14 protein-coding genes are annotated in these 16,159 nt (G+C 45.3%); 9 read left to right on the forward strand and 5 right to left on the reverse strand.

Features of this window, described 5'->3' with window-relative positions:
- From ACI3E5_RS06690 to ACI3E5_RS06710, 5 genes are all read left to right on the forward strand, one after another.
- Positions 1 to 1,035 (forward strand): LacI family DNA-binding transcriptional regulator, encoded by a 1,035-nt coding sequence (locus ACI3E5_RS06690; protein ID WP_016621049.1) that lies wholly within the window; start codon positions 1 to 3, stop codon positions 1,033 to 1,035.
- Between the two features lie 100 nt (positions 1,036 to 1,135).
- Positions 1,136 to 2,470 carry a PTS sugar transporter subunit IIC gene (locus ACI3E5_RS06695; protein WP_015509292.1) on the forward strand — a complete coding sequence of 445 codons (1,335 nt, stop codon included), beginning with the start codon at positions 1,136 to 1,138 and terminating at the stop codon, positions 2,468 to 2,470.
- Positions 2,471 to 2,522: 52 nt separating this feature from the next.
- Entirely contained in the window at positions 2,523 to 2,990 is a 468-nt protein-coding gene (locus ACI3E5_RS06700; protein WP_010747761.1) for a hypothetical protein, read from the forward strand.
- An 8-nt stretch (positions 2,991 to 2,998) separates the two neighbouring features.
- A complete protein-coding gene (locus tag ACI3E5_RS06705; protein ID WP_081116576.1) occupies positions 2,999 to 5,236 on the forward strand; it encodes an alpha-galactosidase in 2,238 nt (745 codons plus the stop codon).
- Positions 5,233 to 7,287, forward strand: a complete 2,055-nt coding sequence (locus tag ACI3E5_RS06710) for a beta-galactosidase (RefSeq protein WP_231472403.1) — start codon at positions 5,233 to 5,235, stop codon at positions 7,285 to 7,287. The genes ACI3E5_RS06705 and ACI3E5_RS06710 overlap by 4 nt, the downstream gene beginning before the upstream one ends.
- Before the next feature lie 73 nt (positions 7,288 to 7,360).
- Here ACI3E5_RS06710 and ACI3E5_RS06715 read toward each other — a convergent pair whose 3' ends face one another.
- Positions 7,361 to 8,197: an NAD(P)H-hydrate dehydratase gene (locus ACI3E5_RS06715; RefSeq protein ID WP_428214555.1), complete on the reverse strand. Its 837-nt coding sequence runs from the start codon at positions 8,195 to 8,197 to the stop codon at positions 7,361 to 7,363.
- Between the two features lie 159 nt (positions 8,198 to 8,356).
- Here ACI3E5_RS06715 and pepV point away from each other — a divergent pair, with 159 nt between their 5' ends.
- Complete coding sequence (gene pepV, locus ACI3E5_RS06720; protein ID WP_005225493.1) at positions 8,357 to 9,781, forward strand: dipeptidase PepV; 1,425 nt, start codon at positions 8,357 to 8,359, stop codon at positions 9,779 to 9,781.
- 135 nt (positions 9,782 to 9,916) lie between these two features.
- Here pepV and ACI3E5_RS06725 read toward each other — a convergent pair whose 3' ends face one another.
- On the reverse strand, positions 9,917 to 10,372 hold the full coding sequence (locus tag ACI3E5_RS06725) for a type II toxin-antitoxin system HicB family antitoxin (protein ID WP_081116579.1): 456 nt from the start codon (positions 10,370 to 10,372) through the stop codon (positions 9,917 to 9,919).
- Between the two features lie 310 nt (positions 10,373 to 10,682).
- Here ACI3E5_RS06725 and ACI3E5_RS06730 point away from each other — a divergent pair, with 310 nt between their 5' ends.
- Positions 10,683 to 10,976 carry a hypothetical protein gene (locus tag ACI3E5_RS06730; protein WP_005234725.1) on the forward strand — a complete coding sequence of 98 codons (294 nt, stop codon included), beginning with the start codon at positions 10,683 to 10,685 and terminating at the stop codon, positions 10,974 to 10,976.
- A gap of 140 nt (positions 10,977 to 11,116) precedes the next feature.
- On the opposite strand, the gene ACI3E5_RS06735 is transcribed toward ACI3E5_RS06730, so the two are convergent.
- Positions 11,117 to 11,323: a glycine zipper domain-containing protein gene (locus ACI3E5_RS06735; protein WP_034857684.1), complete on the reverse strand. Its 207-nt coding sequence runs from the start codon at positions 11,321 to 11,323 to the stop codon at positions 11,117 to 11,119.
- Between the two features lie 128 nt (positions 11,324 to 11,451).
- A complete protein-coding gene (locus tag ACI3E5_RS06740) occupies positions 11,452 to 11,760 on the reverse strand; it encodes a DUF5960 family protein (RefSeq protein ID WP_008378984.1) in 309 nt (102 codons plus the stop codon).
- A gap of 159 nt (positions 11,761 to 11,919) precedes the next feature.
- On the opposite strand from ACI3E5_RS06740, the gene ACI3E5_RS06745 reads away from it, so the two are divergent.
- Positions 11,920 to 12,270: a hypothetical protein gene (locus tag ACI3E5_RS06745; RefSeq protein ID WP_081116580.1), complete on the forward strand. Its 351-nt coding sequence runs from the start codon at positions 11,920 to 11,922 to the stop codon at positions 12,268 to 12,270.
- A 119-nt stretch (positions 12,271 to 12,389) separates the two neighbouring features.
- Here ACI3E5_RS06745 and ACI3E5_RS06750 read toward each other — a convergent pair whose 3' ends face one another.
- Positions 12,390 to 13,133 carry an NADPH-dependent oxidoreductase gene (locus tag ACI3E5_RS06750; RefSeq protein ID WP_498821161.1) on the reverse strand — a complete coding sequence of 248 codons (744 nt, stop codon included), beginning with the start codon at positions 13,131 to 13,133 and terminating at the stop codon, positions 12,390 to 12,392.
- Positions 13,134 to 13,482: 349 nt separating this feature from the next.
- Here ACI3E5_RS06750 and ACI3E5_RS06755 point away from each other — a divergent pair, with 349 nt between their 5' ends.
- The gene (locus tag ACI3E5_RS06755; RefSeq protein ID WP_016608271.1) at positions 13,483 to 16,134 is read left to right on the forward strand and encodes a cation-translocating P-type ATPase; all 2,652 of its coding nucleotides are present in this window, start codon (positions 13,483 to 13,485) and stop codon (positions 16,132 to 16,134) included.
- Positions 16,135 to 16,159: the final 25 nt, after the last annotated feature.

Here is a 16,159-nt window from a genome sequence, read left to right on the forward strand (position 1 = left end):
ATGGCAAGTATGAGAGATATCGCGAAATTAGCCGGGGTGTCGGTAGCAAGTGTTTCTAGAATCCTTAACAATGATGAAACCTTCAGTATCAATGAACACACGCGTCAGCGAGTCATTGAGATCGCCAATCAAATGAATTATTCAAAAGAAAAAAATCAACCCCATTCCCGTGAAGTCGGCGACCAAAACACGATTGCCATCATTACCCGCCACGATCGAGAGTCGGAAAGAAACGATCCGTATTTTATGATGATCCGCAATGGGATCGAAAAGGAAGCGGCGAAGTGGCGCTTAAAAACGATTCGGGCCTTTTCCATGCGGGAGCCTCAAAAAGATTTGGCACAATTGGCGAAGTATGGCGCAGTCATTATTATTGGAGAGATGACCAGCGATGCTTTGGCAGAGATCAGTCAGCAAAATGCCAATATTATCCTGGTGGATAATTATAGTGAAGCACCCAGCTACGATTGCATCCAAACCGATTTTGCCCAAAAGACTCACCAGATCCTCACGTTGTTAAAAGAGAAGGGCCATGAGAATATTGCCTTTGTGGGCGGTGTTGCCAGCCGAGTGACGATTTCTGGCGAAGTCGTTTACGATGAACAAGAGATTCGAGCAGAAAATTATCGCCAATGGATGCTGCTCAATAAATTGGAAAAGTTCACAACCGTGCTGCAGGGGAAATGGTCACCAGAGACTGGTTTGCATTTTGGTCAGCAGATCGCGCAAATGAATCCTCGCCCCACAGCGATCGTCGTTGCCAGCGATCCTATGGCTGTCGGGGTTTACAAGGCACTCGCTGAAGCGGGGCTATCGATTCCTAAAGATGTGTCAGTCGTTAGTTTTGATGATATCGAAATGGCGCAATTTATGACGCCCGCACTGTCTTCCGTCAAGATGAAAGCTGAAGAGATGGGGCAGATGAGTGTCGAATTAGCGAAAAATAAAATCCTTGGGGTGCGGACGATGCCTGTTCGCGTCGTTTGTGGCAGTGAATTGATCATTAGAGAATCGATTGCCGAAAAAGATCAGTGACGTCTGATCTTTTTTTATTTTAGGGGTTGTGTAAACATTAACTAAACAACTATACTGATTGTAGTAAACGTTTACAGTTAAAAATAAAGGAGAAAACGAAATGAAGTTTATTGATAAATTAGCCGAAAAGATGGTGCCTTTTGCTCAGATCATTGCCAACAACAAATACTTGTTAAGTCTTCGTGATGGGTTTATGGTCGCTTTTCCTGCAACAATGTTTGCGTCAATTATGATTATTATTCAAAATCTGCCTGCTACTTTCGGACTCTCGGAAAAACTTCCAGAGGGATTCATCACGTTTCTAAACGACTTTTTTGGTCCTATCGGAAATGCGACCATGAGTATCACCGCTATTTTCGTTGTTTTTGGGATCGGCTATCAGTTGGCTGGCAAGTATGGACAAGCCAAATTATTTGCGGGTGCCATCTCACTGTCTTCGTTTTTGATGCTGCTGCCTTTTGGCTCATCCGAAGAGTTAGGTACAGTGATCCCCTTGTCGAAATTAGGGGCTGAGGGAATGTTTGTCGGAATCATCACGGCCATTATCGCTACGCAGATCTATTGCAAAATCAGTGCGGCTGGGCTGACGATCAAAATGCCAGATTCGGTTCCGCCAATGATAGCAGAATCCTTTGTCGCCATCATTCCTGGGGCGGCACCGTTGTTCCTTTTCAATTTGATCCGCTACTTGTTCACCTTTACTTCATGGGGCAATGCCGTTGACTTCGTTTATGAGATTTTGCAAAAACCATTAATGGGCTTAGGCGGTACGTTGCCAGCAGTACTGATCGCCGTCTTGTTCACCCAATTCTTCTGGTGGTTTGGGATTCACGGAACACTAGTGGTCAATGCGGTGATCGATCCAATCATGAATGCGTTAGCGATCGAAAACTATGAAGCTTACAAAGCAGGGGCGGAACAACTGCCCCATATCATTAACACTACGTTTATGGGCGTGTTCGTCAATCAAGGAATGCAGCTGGGGATCTCGATTACGATGGCCTTCTTTATCGCTCGTTCGATTCGGATGAAAAAATTAATGAAGACGGTGATCGCTCCATCTGTTTTCAACGTATCTGAACCGATGACCTTTGGTTTGCCGATCGTCTTGAACCCGATCGCTTTTGTCCCATGGATCTTAGCGCCCTTAGCCAGTACGACGATTTCTTACTTTGCGATCGCCGCAGGCTTGGTGCCACGACCAATTGGAGCAACGGTGGTTTGGACGACCCCTGTTTTCTTATCTGGTTGGTTAGGCACGGGTTCTGTTGCCGGCGCAATCTTACAGTTAGTGACGGTTGCCGTAATGACCTTGATTTGGGTGCCATTCTTGATCGTAATGGATCGCGGGTACTTGAAAGAAGAAAAAGCGGAAGCGGCATTAAATGAACAAGCGACATCTGAAACGATCAATCAAAGGGTAGAAGAAAGATAAGCCCAGAAACGGAAAGGAATGCAATAGCGCACCCTTTAGAAAGGAATTTGTGATGAGAACCGATACATTGTCTTGCAGTTATCAAATGAATACCACACCTACGGACTTTTCCCGTGTGTTATTGGCGGAACAAGAGAAATTCTTTCTAGCCAAACAAGCCCAAGAACCGTTCGGGGAAGGCTGCCGTATTGAAACGATGATCCAAACCAAAACCGCCCCGCGGTTGGTACCTGCCGTCATGACGGTCAAAAAAATTGCCGCGGATGAGCTGTGGCTTCGTACGACCCATGAAGAAGGAGTGATCGATCAACGGTACAGTTTTGCACCAGGACGAAAAGGGAAGCTGCAAGTCACGTATTCGGAACAAAGCCGTTTTGAGCAGCAGAAAACAACCTACAGTTTTATGCTGGCGGCGCTGTTTTACAAATTCTTTTTCAATCGCGGCGTCAAAAAACGCTTGCGTTATCTTGAAGCAGCTTGTCAACGAGCAGGGACAAATGAAAAAAATGGGGAAAATTGAGGATAGCAATGATAGAAATTAGGAATGAACAACTCTTTCACTTATACAATGAAAAAATTAGTTATATCATAAATGTGTTACCAAATCAGCAACTGGGTCATGTCTATTTTGGGCCATCTCTAGGCACACTGGCGCCGTTTGATCAAGCGTACCTTGAGAAAAAAGAGAATAAATCGGCAGGAACCGTCAAATTTTTTAAAGCAGACAATCTTTTTACCTTGGCGGACCGTTTTCAAGAATTGCCAACGTATGGGACTTCTGATTTTCGAGAAGGGGCAGTGTCGGTTTTTGAGGAAGAAACCCCTCTTTATGTTGATTTTAAACTTGTGGCTTTTCACTGTTTTGAGGGCAAAGAACGAAAGCTGGCGCAACCAGCCAGCTTTGCTTCTGCCGATGAAAGCCAAAGCATCGTCTTTGAATTAGTAGATCAAGAGCGACAGCTGGAAATGGCGCTCACCTATACGATCTTCAAAGGATCAGGAACCATCACGCGGCAGCAAACACTGACCAATACGGGGAGCAAGCCGAGAACCATCCAGCGCTTTTTGAGTGGTGTCTTGGAGCTGAAAAATCGCGATTTTGAACTGCTGCATCTTTCAGGCGCATGGCTGAAAGAACGGCACATCAAGACGGTCCCTTTGACCCAAGGGACGATCAGTGTCGGCTCGTTAAAAGGAGCGTCTGGTCATCAGCACAATCCTTTTGTCGCCTTAAAAGAACAGCAAGCCACCAATGACACTGGTCACGTCTATGGTGCCAACCTGATTTATTCGGGCAACTTTTTGGCGCAAGCGGAAATGGATGAATGGGACAACGTTCGATTGATGTTGGGGATACATCCTGAGCATTTCAGCTGGCAGCTTTCACAAGGAGAAACTTTTGAAGCCCCAGAATGCCTCTTCACCTTCACCGCTGCTGGTCTGAATGGCTTGAGTCAAGAATCCGCCCAATTTATCGAAAAGCATGTGATTGCCCCTTATTGGCAAAAGCGGCAGCGGCCGATCGTCTTTAATAATTGGGAAGCGACTTATTTTGATTTTAATGAAGAAAAGCTGTTGACCTTAGCCCAAGAAAGCAAGGCGTTAGGGATGGAGTGCTTTGTGCTTGACGATGGTTGGTTTGGAAAACGCAACGACGACCGCAGTTCATTAGGCGATTGGGTGGCGGACCCTGCCAAATTTCCAAAAGGAATCGGGTCTTTTGCTGAGAAAATTCATGCCATGCAGCTGCAACTGGGGATTTGGTTTGAACCAGAAATGGTTTCGCCAGATAGTCAGTTGTACCAAGAGCATCCTGAGTGGGTAGTCAAGCATCCTTATGAGCGGATCTCTGTGGGGCGCGGACAATACGTGTTGGATTTTACCAATCCAGCAGTGGTCGAGGCGATTTTCGAAGCGATGCAAAAAGTGATCCTTGAAACCAAGCTAGATTACATCAAATGGGATATGAACCGCAATATCACTGAAGCTTACTCTCCCTATTTAGCGGAACAGGGAATTTCTCAGACGGAGTTTTATCATCGCTACATTTTAGGTCTTTATCGCTTATATGAAAAAATCTTAGCTGCGTTTCCGACCCTTTTGATCGAAGGCTGTGCTGGCGGCGGGGGCAGATACGATTTAGGGATCTTATTTTACAGTCCGCAGATTTGGCCTAGTGATGATAGTGATGCAGTGGAACGTTTAGCCATCCAAAGCGGAACGTTGTTAGGGTATCCTTTGTCCTCCTTCAGCAATCACGTGTCGGCGGCACCAAACCACCAAGTCGGCCGGGCAACGTCTTTAGCCTTTCGGCAAACCGTCGCAATGTTTGGGCCTTTGGGGTATGAACTCGATCTCTTTCACTTGTCTGAAACCGAAAAGCAGGCGATCAAATCCCAAATCGTCTTTTATAAAAAACAGCGGCAATTGCTGACCTTTGGCACTTTTTACCAGCTGCAGCAGTTGGACCATGCCAATGAAACGACTTGGGCAGTGTATGACCCACAAAACGAAGAAGCATTGATTGCTTTCTTTCGCGTGCTGGCACAAGCCAATCCGACGGCGGAAGACTTTTTGCCCGCAGCCTTTCTTAATGCCCAACAGGTGTATCAGGTCAATGGCGAAACTGTCTCTGGTCAGCTGTTAAGGCAATTAGGGTTGCGTAAACCCTATCAGTTTAATGCCGTCAACCATGGAACAGCGCAAGTCACTGGCGATTTTCAATCATTTGTCTACCAGTTACAAGCCAAAAAAGGAGTAGAATGATGAGCAATCAATTGTTTGATCAGCAGTTTATGCATGGCGGGGATTACAACCCCGATCAATGGCTGGCTTATCCAGAAATCTTGCAAAAGGATCTTGCCCACATGCAGCAAGCCCATGTCAACACCGTCACATTAGGGGTGTTTGCTTGGAGTGCCTTAGAGCCGCAAGAAGGCGTTTATCAGTTTGACTGGTTGGATCGAGTGTTTGATCAGATCCATGGCATCGGCGGCAAAGTCATTTTGGCCACTCCTAGCGGTGGGCGGCCTCAATGGCTAAGCCAAAAGTATCCTGAAGTCAATCGGACCAACGCCCAAGGGCAAAAACATACCCATGGGTTTCGCCACAATCACTGTTACTCTTCACCGATCTATCGGGAAAAGGTGACGCAAATCAATCAGCAGTTGGCAAAACGTTACGGCAAGCATCCGGCATTAGCCATGTGGCATATCTCCAATGAGTACTCTGGGGAATGCTTTTGCTCCTATTGTCAGGAAAACTGGCGCAGCTGGCTGCAAAAAAAATATGGTGATTTAGCCACGTTGAATCATGCCTGGTGGACTTCTTTTTGGGGCGGTACTTACTCCGATTGGTCGCAGGTTTTACCGCCTTCACCTTTAGGGGAACACAAAGTGCATGGCATGGATCTTGATTGGAAACGATTTGTCACAGATAGGACGATCGATTTTTATTTGCATGAATGTGCGCCGATCCGTCAGCTGACACCGGACATTCCTGTGACGACGAATTTTATGGCGGAAGGACATGCTACCCAAGATTTTATTCCTTTAGAAGGCATTGACTACAGCAAGTTCGCTCGTCATGTGGACATCGTTAGCTGGGATAGTTACCCTGATTGGAACAACAACTTTGAATCCTTGGCAGCGACAGCGATGAAATCCGCCTATGTACATGATCAATACTGGTCATTGAAGAAACAGCCCTTTTTAGTGATGGAATGCACGCCGAGTTTTGTTAACTGGCATTCCTTTAATAAAGCGAAAAAGCATGGTGTCCATCAGTTGAGTGCCATGCAGCAGATCGCTCACGGCTCAGATAGTACCTTGTATTTTCAATGGCGCCAATCCCGCGGCAATTCAGAAAAATTCCATGGGGCAGTCGTGGGACATGATGATTCCACGGAGAATCGGGTCTTCAAAGAAGTTGCGGCTTACGGCAAGCGCTTGGAAAAAATCAAAGAGATTCAAGGAACCACAAGAAAAAAAGCAGTGGCGATCCTTTTTGATTGGGAAAGCAACTGGGCATTGAAGCGAGGCGGTGGGTTTGGTCGACCAACCAGACGGTATCCGCAAACGTTGCAGGAGCATTATCGTTATTTCTGGGAACAAGACATCGCTGTCGATATTTTGACGCCAGAGCAAGATTTTTCTGACTATCAGTTGGTGATCGCTCCAATGCTTTACTTGATGACATCAGAGACGATGGCAAAACTTTGCCAGTATACACAAGCCGGTGGTACCTTGATTTCCAGTTACTTTAGCGGCATGGTCAATGAAACCGACTTGTTGTATCTGGGGGGCTTGCCACAGCCGTTGCGAGCATTATTAGGCATCAACGTGCTGGAGCTGGAAACTCTTTTTGACACTGAACACAATCAGTTGGTTTTTCAAGGACAGCCCTTTGAAACACGGGACTATTCTGCAATCATCGAAGCCGAAACAGCGGAGGTACTAGGGGAGTATCAAGCGGATTTTTACCAAGGAACACCTGCGATCACCAAACATACCTTTGGTGCCGGCACCGCCTACTATCTGGCGGCTCGCACCAACTATGACTTTTTCGAACAGTTTTATGCCTCTTTGGTCCGTGAGCTGTCCTTGGCAGAGGAAAGGATCGCGCATGCCAATCCTGCAGTCTCGATCCAAGGCAGGATCAGTCCAGAACGAACGTACTTTTTCATCATGAATTTTTCTGAGAAAGAGCAGACACTACACTTGATCAAAGAAGTCGTTGATTTAGAGACCAATCAAGCAGTCCCTCAAACAGCAACCTTGGCGCCGTATGAAGTGCGAGTGGTTTATTTTAACAATTAGCTGACCATCAAAAAAACGTCCCTTTCGATAAATGCAGAAAGGGACGTTTTTTTGATGAATGGTTTATCAGAAATCATTCTGGATCGGATGCTTGGTGCTTTTTCATCCATTGAGGCAATGCGGCACTGATTTGTGTCGGCAAAACGACATAGTGCTCTTTTGCCAATGCTTCGCCAATCAGGCTATGGAGATAGACAGCCGCTTGGATCGTTTCCTCTGTTTTTTCAAACTGTGCCAAAAAGCTGGTGATCATGCCTGCCAGTGTATCCCCCATGCCGCCGGTCGCCATTGCGGGTGTTCCGAGGGGATTTTGGGCGATGCTGCTGCCGTAAATTTGTGTGCGATGGCTTTTTAAGACTACCAGACTTCCGAGTTTTTGTTGGGCTTGCTGGTTGTTTTCTTCTGTCTGGTCGGCAATTGCCAGTCCGCTGAGCCGTTGCCATTCCATCTGATGCGGCGTGAAGACGACTTGTTCAGGAAAGGGGATGATCAGCGGATATTTGGCAGCCAAATTGATCGCCGAACCATCGATCACCAACCATTGGTGTTCTTTTTGGGCAGAAACGATCCGCTGCAGCAGATCAAAATTGCTTTTTCCTTCGCCTAATCCAGGACCAATCAGTAGGATGTCTGCCGATTCGGTGACCGTATCGATCAGTTCTGTTTGCTGCCAATCGACAAACATCGCTTCAGGCAAGCGGGCGTGCAGGGCGGTTCGGTTGACGCCATCGGAGATCACGGTGGTCAAACCAGTTCCCCCATACACACAGGCTTGCGCAGCCATTAAGATCGCCCCACCGAATTGGCGGTTGCCCCCTACTAAAACGGCTCGGCCAAAAGTGCCTTTGTGGCTTTTTGTCGGGCGCTGTTGGATCACTTTGGATAAAATTGCAGAATCAAGTTGCTCCATGCAATGACTCCTTTCGTTAATCAAAATCGAGTTATATTTATTATACCTGTTTCCTAGAAATTTCATAGAAAAGACCCATGGAAAAAGGCGCAATTTTTTTTCCTTTTTTGGTTTAAGAGTGTTATCATAAATAGCGAGAACAGAAATGGAGGGAACACTATGACAATCGATTGGAAAAAAGAGGTCGAAGCCCGCAAAGACGATTTGCTGAACGACTTGATTGATCTATTGAAAGTGAAAAGTGAAAGAGAAGATGATAAAGCGACTGCGGATGCGCCATTTGGTCCTGGACCTCGTGATGCGTTGCTACACATGCTAGCTTATGGCGAACGTGATGGCTTCACAGTCAAAAACGTCGATAACTACGCTGGTCACATCGAATTTGGTGAAGGAGACGAAACATTAGGGATCTTCGGCCACATGGATGTTGTTCCTGCAGGTGACGGCTGGTCAACCGATCCTTATGATCCAGTCATCAATGACAACAAAATCTATGCTCGTGGTTCTTCTGATGATAAAGGTCCTTCAATGGCTGCCTATTATGGGATGAAGATCATCAAAGAATTGGGCTTGCCATTATCGAAAAAAATCCGTTTTGTCGTTGGTTCTGATGAAGAAAGCGGCTGGGCAGATATGGATTACTACTTTGAGCATGAAGAAAAGCCTGATTTTGGCTTCTCACCAGATGCCAATTTCCCAATCATTAATGGAGAAAAAGGAAATGTGACATTAGGGATCCATTTCCAAGGCAACAATGAAGGAGACTTCACGCTGCAAAGCTTTACTGCTGGCTTGCGAGAAAATATGGTACCAGGAACGGCAACAGCAAGCTTCATTGCTCCATCAACAGAAGAAGCATTAGCGATCGAAAAAGCCTTTTTCGATTACGTTGAAGCCAATCCAGTGACGGGGACGATTGAAACAGAAAATGAACAAGTGACGATCGAATTAGTCGGTAAAGGTGCTCATGGTGCCAGCCCACAATCAGGAATCAATGCGGGGACTTTCTTAGCAGTCTTCTTAGATAACTATGCCTTTGGCGGCGGCGCAAAACAATTCATCCATGCAGCAGCAGCCTATGTCCATGAAGATTTCTACGGTGAAAAATTAGGTGTGGCGTACGAAGACGAAAAAATGGGTAAATTGACAATGAATGCTGGCTTGTTTGCTTTCAAAGCGAACCAAGCAGGAACACAAGCAGACAACTTTATCGCATTGAACTTCCGTTATCCTAAAGGCGTAACTGCGGAAGGACTTGAAATCGGTGTGGAACGCACCGTCGGTATGGAAGGGGCAACCGTTACCCGCAATGACCGCAACATGGAACCTCACTACGTACCAGCAGATGATCCATTGGTAGAAACTTTATTGGCGGTTTATGAAGAACATACCGGCGAAAAAGGCTTCGAACAAATCATCGGCGGCGGCACATACGGTCGTCTATTGAAACGCGGCGTTGCTTATGGCGCAATGTTCCCTGGCTATGTCGACACCATGCACCAAGCCAATGAATTCATGAGCTTGGATGACCTATTCAACGCAGCGGTGATCTATGCAGATGCTATCTACCGTTTGGCGAAATAAAGAGAGATTGATTGGGTCTTTTCACTCGCTAAATAAATACAATTGAACGTTTCGTGCGGCATTCTCGTATCTTTTTCATGTGAGAGAATGCCGCACTTTTTTAGTATGGAACAGGGGGATGAGGTGTAGAAGCAATTAGTCTTTACATTTTTTCTTTAGGATTGCGTCAGTGAGGATTTCTGAAAAATCTAAATGCATAGTTCGTCCTAGTTTATCCGCCCATTGAGGAATCGCCAGTTTTTTCTCGACGAAGGTTTGATTCTCTAAATATTCTGAAACATCAACAAGGACCATCGATAGAAATGATTTTTCTTTGTCGTAATCGAATTCAAAATCTAAATCGTCTATAAACGGATTATTCGCTTCCAGTGATAAACAATTAATGGGGGTAGAGAGCGGAATCTCCCGATTATTTTCAATACAATCTGCCAAAACGATTCCGAGCCAATCGGATGCCATGAATAAAGCATCGGCGATGTCTAAGCCTTGAGTGCCGACTTGCTCAGGAAAATCAGGAAAAGAAATAAAATACTTCACTTCGCTTTCGTCTGTATCGGTGTAATAAAACAATGCAGGGTAACTTGCTAACATAGTGTACAACTCCTTTTTCGCGATTCTCTACAGATCTGATTGCAATGGTAGCGCTCTTATTTTTCACTAGTACCTAGTAGTCTTAAGCAAGAGTTGTTGCTTTTTTTATTGTACCAGTGTCATAAATACTGAACAATAGGCAATATTTTTTAAGAGGAGAGTATCAATTCAGAAATTCTGATGATTGAAAGAACATCATCTTTTGTGGTAATTTAAAAATCTTTGTGTCTATTATTAATGAAAATGTTATATTTTGTTATTGACATCAAATCATCCGAATGATTTACTTTTTGTAAGGAGTTGAAAAGTGATGCCTGATTTAGTGAAATTCATTTTGGTTATTCTGGCGATTTGGGTGGTTTATCAAGTATTTACGACGATTTTATTTACCCTTTCCCAAAAAGCAGTTGCCAAACGAATCAAAAGCGGGAAGATGTCTGATCAGCAGTTGGCGAATTTGTACCACGCTGTAGCACGAGCAAATCAAGGAAGCAATTTCCAAGCGATTTTCTCTTATGGGCTCTTTTACCGCAGCCATGCAAAGCAAAGTGATGCGGTCTATGAACTGTATCGCGCAGAAATGGCGAAAAGAAATCTGCTGTAACCAACTGTGAAGCAGCTGCTTTCGAGAATATTGCTCGAAGTAAAAAAGCCTAGGTCCTGCACAACAAGTGCAGAACCTAGGCTTTTTTGGTATTTACTGGGCAGCAAGCTGTGACAGATAAACACAGCTCCTTGCTGCAGCTATTTCTTGTCTTTGCTGCTTTTTTGATCCATGCCCGCACCGATCGCTACACCTAGTGCGATGCCTAAACCCATGCCTAATGCTAGATTGTCAAAAAACAGCAGCCCAAACGCAGCACCTAATGCCATTCCGACACCGATCCCCAGTCCCATATTGTTAGAAGCGGCTTCCTTTTCTTCAGACGTTTGCGGCGGTTTTTTCGTCATTGTGAAAAACCCCTTTCTTTTTAGTATAGAGGGGTTTCGTTTGGATGACAAATATTCGAACTGCTGCTCAGTGATATGCATCAGGAGAGTGTAGCCGCTAAGTATAGCAAACGGGTTGAACCATTGGTCTATCTTCCGCCGGGCAAATAGTTACGCTCGGGGTTGTAGCGGCGAATGATCTTATTTTCAGCGAGTACGTGCTCATAATAATAAACAGGCGCATCCTTAGTCTCTAGTCGAAAAACAAAGACGAGCGGAACCTTTAAGACGGAATAGCGCGCGGGGATCGCAATATACGATTTTTGATTGCGCTCCATCGTCAGTGCGAATTCATCAAACAAAAGCGCCACTGGTGTGGGAAAGTTTACCAATTCATAATAGTGTTTTTCAAATGCATAGGTTTCTTGTTTTGCATAAGCGATTTTTGCAGCTGGCATACACATTCACCTCACTTGAATTATACGAACGTTTGTTCTGTTTGTAAAGTGAAAAATTACCAAGCGAGGAAAAAGGAGGCGTTCTCTATGAAAAAGATGTTATGCTAACAAGAAATTTGCTACACTAGAGAAAAGAAGGAATCAAAAGGAGCAGATACCATGGATTACGAACGTTTCGCACGATTACAGGCACGCTTTGCCGATGAAAAACTGCTGACCAAAGAAGGGGTCTATCGGTTGCGTTTGTCAGGGAAGGCGCAGTTCGAACTAGCCTTTATCAAAACCGGACCCTGTGGCGAGTCTGTCTACCAGCCGCTGATCAAGGGCACTTTTGCTGAAAAAGAAGCAATCCCTACCTATTTGCTGGATCTTGCGGCGCAGCCTATGACGCAAATCAGTCAGCGAAGCTCCGAAAATGAAGCAGTGTTAGATAAAGCGTTAGTAGCATTAATGGAAAAATGTGAGCAGGCAGTTGCCGTCAACGAAGCCGCACAAGAAGCCGCACGTTAATTAGCATGACAAAGATACAAGAGCCGCCTGAACCTGATTTTTTACACTAAGCAAAAAACGATCCTGACAAGATTCCTTGCCAAAGATCGTTTTTTATTTTCCCGTGGTAATTAGTGTCCTCATTCGCCGAAGTGGTCTGAGAAGCCTTGTTGTTTCATAAAGGCCGCGACATCTGGACGTCGCGGTTCACGGAAAAATTCCGTCATTTTCGTTTGCCAATTGGTTTGCTGTTGATTGCTGCTGCGCTGTGCATAATAGGTTTCTGTCGTTTGATTGTACTGGGCTGTTTGCTCCTGCGTCAGCGGTTGATACTGATCGACACTTACGATCGCTTCTTGGGGCAAGCGGACTTTCGGCTCATTTCTGTGTTGCGGATAGCCGATCGTTAAACCGAATAACGGAAACGTCAATTTTGGTAAGCCGACAAGTTCTGCGATACGAGGCAAATCATTGCGGATGCAGCCGATGTAACAAATTCCTAAGTCTTGCGCTTCAGCGTAAGCTACCATGTTTTGGGCAGCGATGGTCGTATCAACGACAGACACAATAAATGGTTCCATCGTGGTTAAGTGGGTATCAGGCACCCCTGCTTGGGTCAGCAGCTGCTGGTGTTTATGTAAGTCGGCGACAAAAAGATAGAAGACGCCCGTTCGAGTGATGTAATTTGGGGCACCGGCAATTTCTTCGATGGCAGCCAGTTTTTCAGGATCACTGACCTCAATGATCGAATAGGCTTGAACAAAGTTCGAACTGGAACCGCTCTGGGCAACCGTTACTAATTTTTGCTTGAGTTCCTTTGATAGTGGCCGGGGTTGAAAATCTCGGACAGAGCTATGGCGGGTAAAAGTATCAAAAAGATCCATCGTTTTTCCTCCTGTAACGTACAAATTTCTTTCTTCCTTAGTGTAACAGAAAAAAAGGAATGGGAACAAAAAGAATGTTTTCAAAAAATTTTCAAATTGATGTTTTATAGTTGCCAAGCACAAAAGTTTCCGTTATGATAATGATACATTCTTATTATTATTCCTTAGGGGAGTAACCGGTGGCGCAAGCTGCGATAATATCAACAGTAAGTAAGCTGGCGACAGCTTTCTGGTATTATTTGAAATGGTGAGACCTAAGACAAGCGTATACTTGTCTTAGGTCTCTTTTTTTCTAGCAGAGTGCCTAAGGAAAATAAAATTAAAAGGGGCAAAAAAATTGGCGAAAGAAATGTATCAAAAAGAAATCTCGGAAATTATGGCAGAGGTCCAGAGCAGTCCAGAGGGGTTGACGCAGCAAGAGGCAGCCAAGCGGTTAGAAAATGGCTTGAACCAGCTGAAGGAAGCACCTAAGAAATCTAGCTTTGCCTTATTCTTAGATACCTTCAAAGATGCGATGGTGATCGTCTTGCTGATCGTGGCAATCATCCAAATGGTTATGGGTGCCCACGTTGAGTCGATCGTTATCTTCGCAGTACTCTTGTTGAATTCCGTCGTCAGTGTGATTCAAACGAAAAAAGCCGAAGGGTCGTTAGACGCTTTGAAAAGCTTGTCGGCACCAGATGCTAACGTCATTCGGGATGGCAAAGAACAAAGTGTGCTGGCGAAAGAATTGGTTGTCGGCGATATCGTTATTTTAGAAGCTGGGGACTATGTACCAGCAGATGGTCGATTGATCGAAGAGGGTTCTTTGAAGGTCGATGAAGGAATGCTGACTGGGGAATCAACGCCAGCGGAAAAAGAATTAGGTGTGATCGATCGTACCGCACCGATCGGCGACCGTGACAACATGGTCTTCAGTGGAACGATCGTCACTTATGGGCGTGGCCGGTTTATCGTAACCGCGACTGGTAATGTGACGGAAATCGGTCAAGTGGCTGGCTTATTGGAAAGTACAGTTGAACACAAAACGCCATTGCAAAGAGGACTAGACAGCTTCAGTAAAAAACTGAGCTTGGCGATCTTAGTCCTTTCATTGATTATTTTAGGGGTTCAAGTCGCACGGTTGTTCTTAGGTGACGGAACAGGTGATATGACACAAGACTTAGTCAACGCCTTTATGTTTGCGGTAGCCGTAGCCGTTGCAGCGATTCCAGAAGCCTTGCAATCGATCGTGACGATCGTTCTTTCGATCGGAACAAAACAAATGGCGAAGCGTCATGCCATCATTCGAAAACTACCAGCGGTTGAAACATTGGGTTCAACGAGTATCGTTTGTACCGATAAGACCGGGACTTTGACCCAAAACAAAATGACCGTTGTTGACTACTATTTACCAAATGGGCAAACGGGCACGTTCTCCGATGAGCCAACTACCTGGACATTGCCTGAAAAACGCTTAGTAGAGATCAGTGTCTTGGCCAATGATGCTGCCATCAGTGAAGATGGGGCGAAGCTAGGAGACCCTACTGAAATTGCTTTTCTGGATTACAGTGAGAAACTAAATCAGCCTTATCGGGCAATTCGTCAACAGTTTCCTCGTTTGCAAGAATTGCCTTTCGATTCTGATCGTAAATTGATGTCTACCTTACATGAGATCGATGGCGAACATTTATTGTTGACCAAAGGTGGTCCAGACATCGTCTTTGGCCGCAGTACCAAAGTCTTGATCGATGATCAAGTCGTGCCTTTAACAGATGAAATCAAGCAGAAATTGCAGCATCAAAACGAAGAATTCTCAAAACGGGCATTACGGGTCTTGGCGTTTGCTTACCGTCCATTGACTGATGCCCAATCACGAGAATTGACACTTGAGGATGAAAACGAGTTGATTTTGGTTGGTTTGATGGCGATGATCGATCCTCCTCGTAAAGAAGTCAAACAAGCCGTAGCGGATGCTAAATCTGCTGGTATCAAAACAGTTATGATCACAGGGGACCACAAAACGACAGCCGTGGCGATTGCACAAGAGATCGGTATTTCAGCCGAGGGCGACTTAGCCTTGACTGGTACGGAATTGGATGCTCTTTCTGAAACCGAACTAGCGGATCAATTAGACAAAATCACAGTCTATGCTCGTGTTTCGCCAGAAAACAAAATCCGTATCGTGCGGGCTTGGCAAGACAAAGGCAAGATCTCTGCCATGACCGGGGATGGGGTCAATGATGCACCCGCCTTGAAACAAGCGGATATCGGGATCGCAATGGGAACCGGAACGGACGTTGCCAAAGACGCAGCGGCGATGGTCTTGACGGATGACAACTTTGCCTCGATCATTCGTGCCGTAGAAGTTGGCCGAAACGTCTTTGACAACATCAAAAAAGCTATTTCGTATTTGTTTGCTGGAAACTTAGGTGCGATCATTGCGATCGTCTTTGCCTTAGTGATGGGTTGGGACAATCCATTTACTGCCTTGCAGCTGCTCTTTATCAACCTAGTCAACGACTCATTACCAGCGATTGCTCTAGGAATGGAAAAAGCCGAACCAACGATCATGCAGCGCCAGCCAAGAGATCCAAATGCTGGTATCTTCACTGGAAAAACATTGATCTCAGTAACGTATCGTGGTATTTTGATTGCCGCTGTCGTGATTTTGGCACAATGGTTAGGAATGAACCAATCACCTGAATTAGGTGTAGCGATGGCCTTCTCAACACTTATCTGGAGCCGAACATTGCAAACATTACCAGCACGCTCAAACACTGAGACTGCTTGGCAAGCTGGCCTTTTTGCCAATAAAATGGTATGGTTGGCGATCGTCGTTTGTGGTGGACTATACAGCATTACCTTGATTCCTGGCATCCGTGAAGTCTTTGCGATTCCAGCAACCTTCACTTTAGGACATGTCGGTCTATGTATCGCAATGGCTGCTGTGGCAGTTGTTTTGATGGAAATTACGAAACTGATTATTATTGCCGTTCAAAAACGTCAAGGAAACGCCTAAAGCAAAAAACGTATCGATCGTTTGA

It is taken from the genome of Candidatus Enterococcus avicola (assembly GCF_047470845.1).
Lineage (GTDB): Bacteria > Bacillota > Bacilli > Lactobacillales > Enterococcaceae > Enterococcus_D > Enterococcus_D casseliflavus.

Bases quoted from the DNA above. Each gene is read 5' to 3' on its own strand.
- ACI3E5_RS06690 (WP_016621049.1), top strand. From the start codon at position 1: ATGGCAAGTATGAGAGATATCGCGAAATTAGCCGGGGTGTCGGTAGCA.
- ACI3E5_RS06695 (WP_015509292.1), top strand. From the start codon at position 1,136: ATGAAGTTTATTGATAAATTAGCCGAAAAGATGGTGCCTTTTGCTCAG.
- ACI3E5_RS06700 (WP_010747761.1), top strand. From the start codon at position 2,523: ATGAGAACCGATACATTGTCTTGCAGTTATCAAATGAATACCACACCT.
- ACI3E5_RS06705 (WP_081116576.1), top strand. From the start codon at position 2,999: ATGATAGAAATTAGGAATGAACAACTCTTTCACTTATACAATGAAAAA.
- ACI3E5_RS06710 (WP_231472403.1), top strand. From the start codon at position 5,233: ATGATGAGCAATCAATTGTTTGATCAGCAGTTTATGCATGGCGGGGAT.
- ACI3E5_RS06715 (WP_428214555.1), bottom strand. From the start codon at position 8,197: ATGGAGCAACTTGATTCTGCAATTTTATCCAAAGTGATCCAACAGCGC.
- pepV (WP_005225493.1), top strand. From the start codon at position 8,357: ATGACAATCGATTGGAAAAAAGAGGTCGAAGCCCGCAAAGACGATTTG.
- ACI3E5_RS06725 (WP_081116579.1), bottom strand. From the start codon at position 10,372: ATGTTAGCAAGTTACCCTGCATTGTTTTATTACACCGATACAGACGAA.
- ACI3E5_RS06730 (WP_005234725.1), top strand. From the start codon at position 10,683: ATGCCTGATTTAGTGAAATTCATTTTGGTTATTCTGGCGATTTGGGTG.
- ACI3E5_RS06735 (WP_034857684.1), bottom strand. From the start codon at position 11,323: ATGACGAAAAAACCGCCGCAAACGTCTGAAGAAAAGGAAGCCGCTTCT.
- ACI3E5_RS06740 (WP_008378984.1), bottom strand. From the start codon at position 11,760: ATGCCAGCTGCAAAAATCGCTTATGCAAAACAAGAAACCTATGCATTT.
- ACI3E5_RS06745 (WP_081116580.1), top strand. From the start codon at position 11,920: ATGGATTACGAACGTTTCGCACGATTACAGGCACGCTTTGCCGATGAA.
- ACI3E5_RS06750 (WP_498821161.1), bottom strand. From the start codon at position 13,133: ATGGATCTTTTTGATACTTTTACCCGCCATAGCTCTGTCCGAGATTTT.
- ACI3E5_RS06755 (WP_016608271.1), top strand. From the start codon at position 13,483: ATGTATCAAAAAGAAATCTCGGAAATTATGGCAGAGGTCCAGAGCAGT.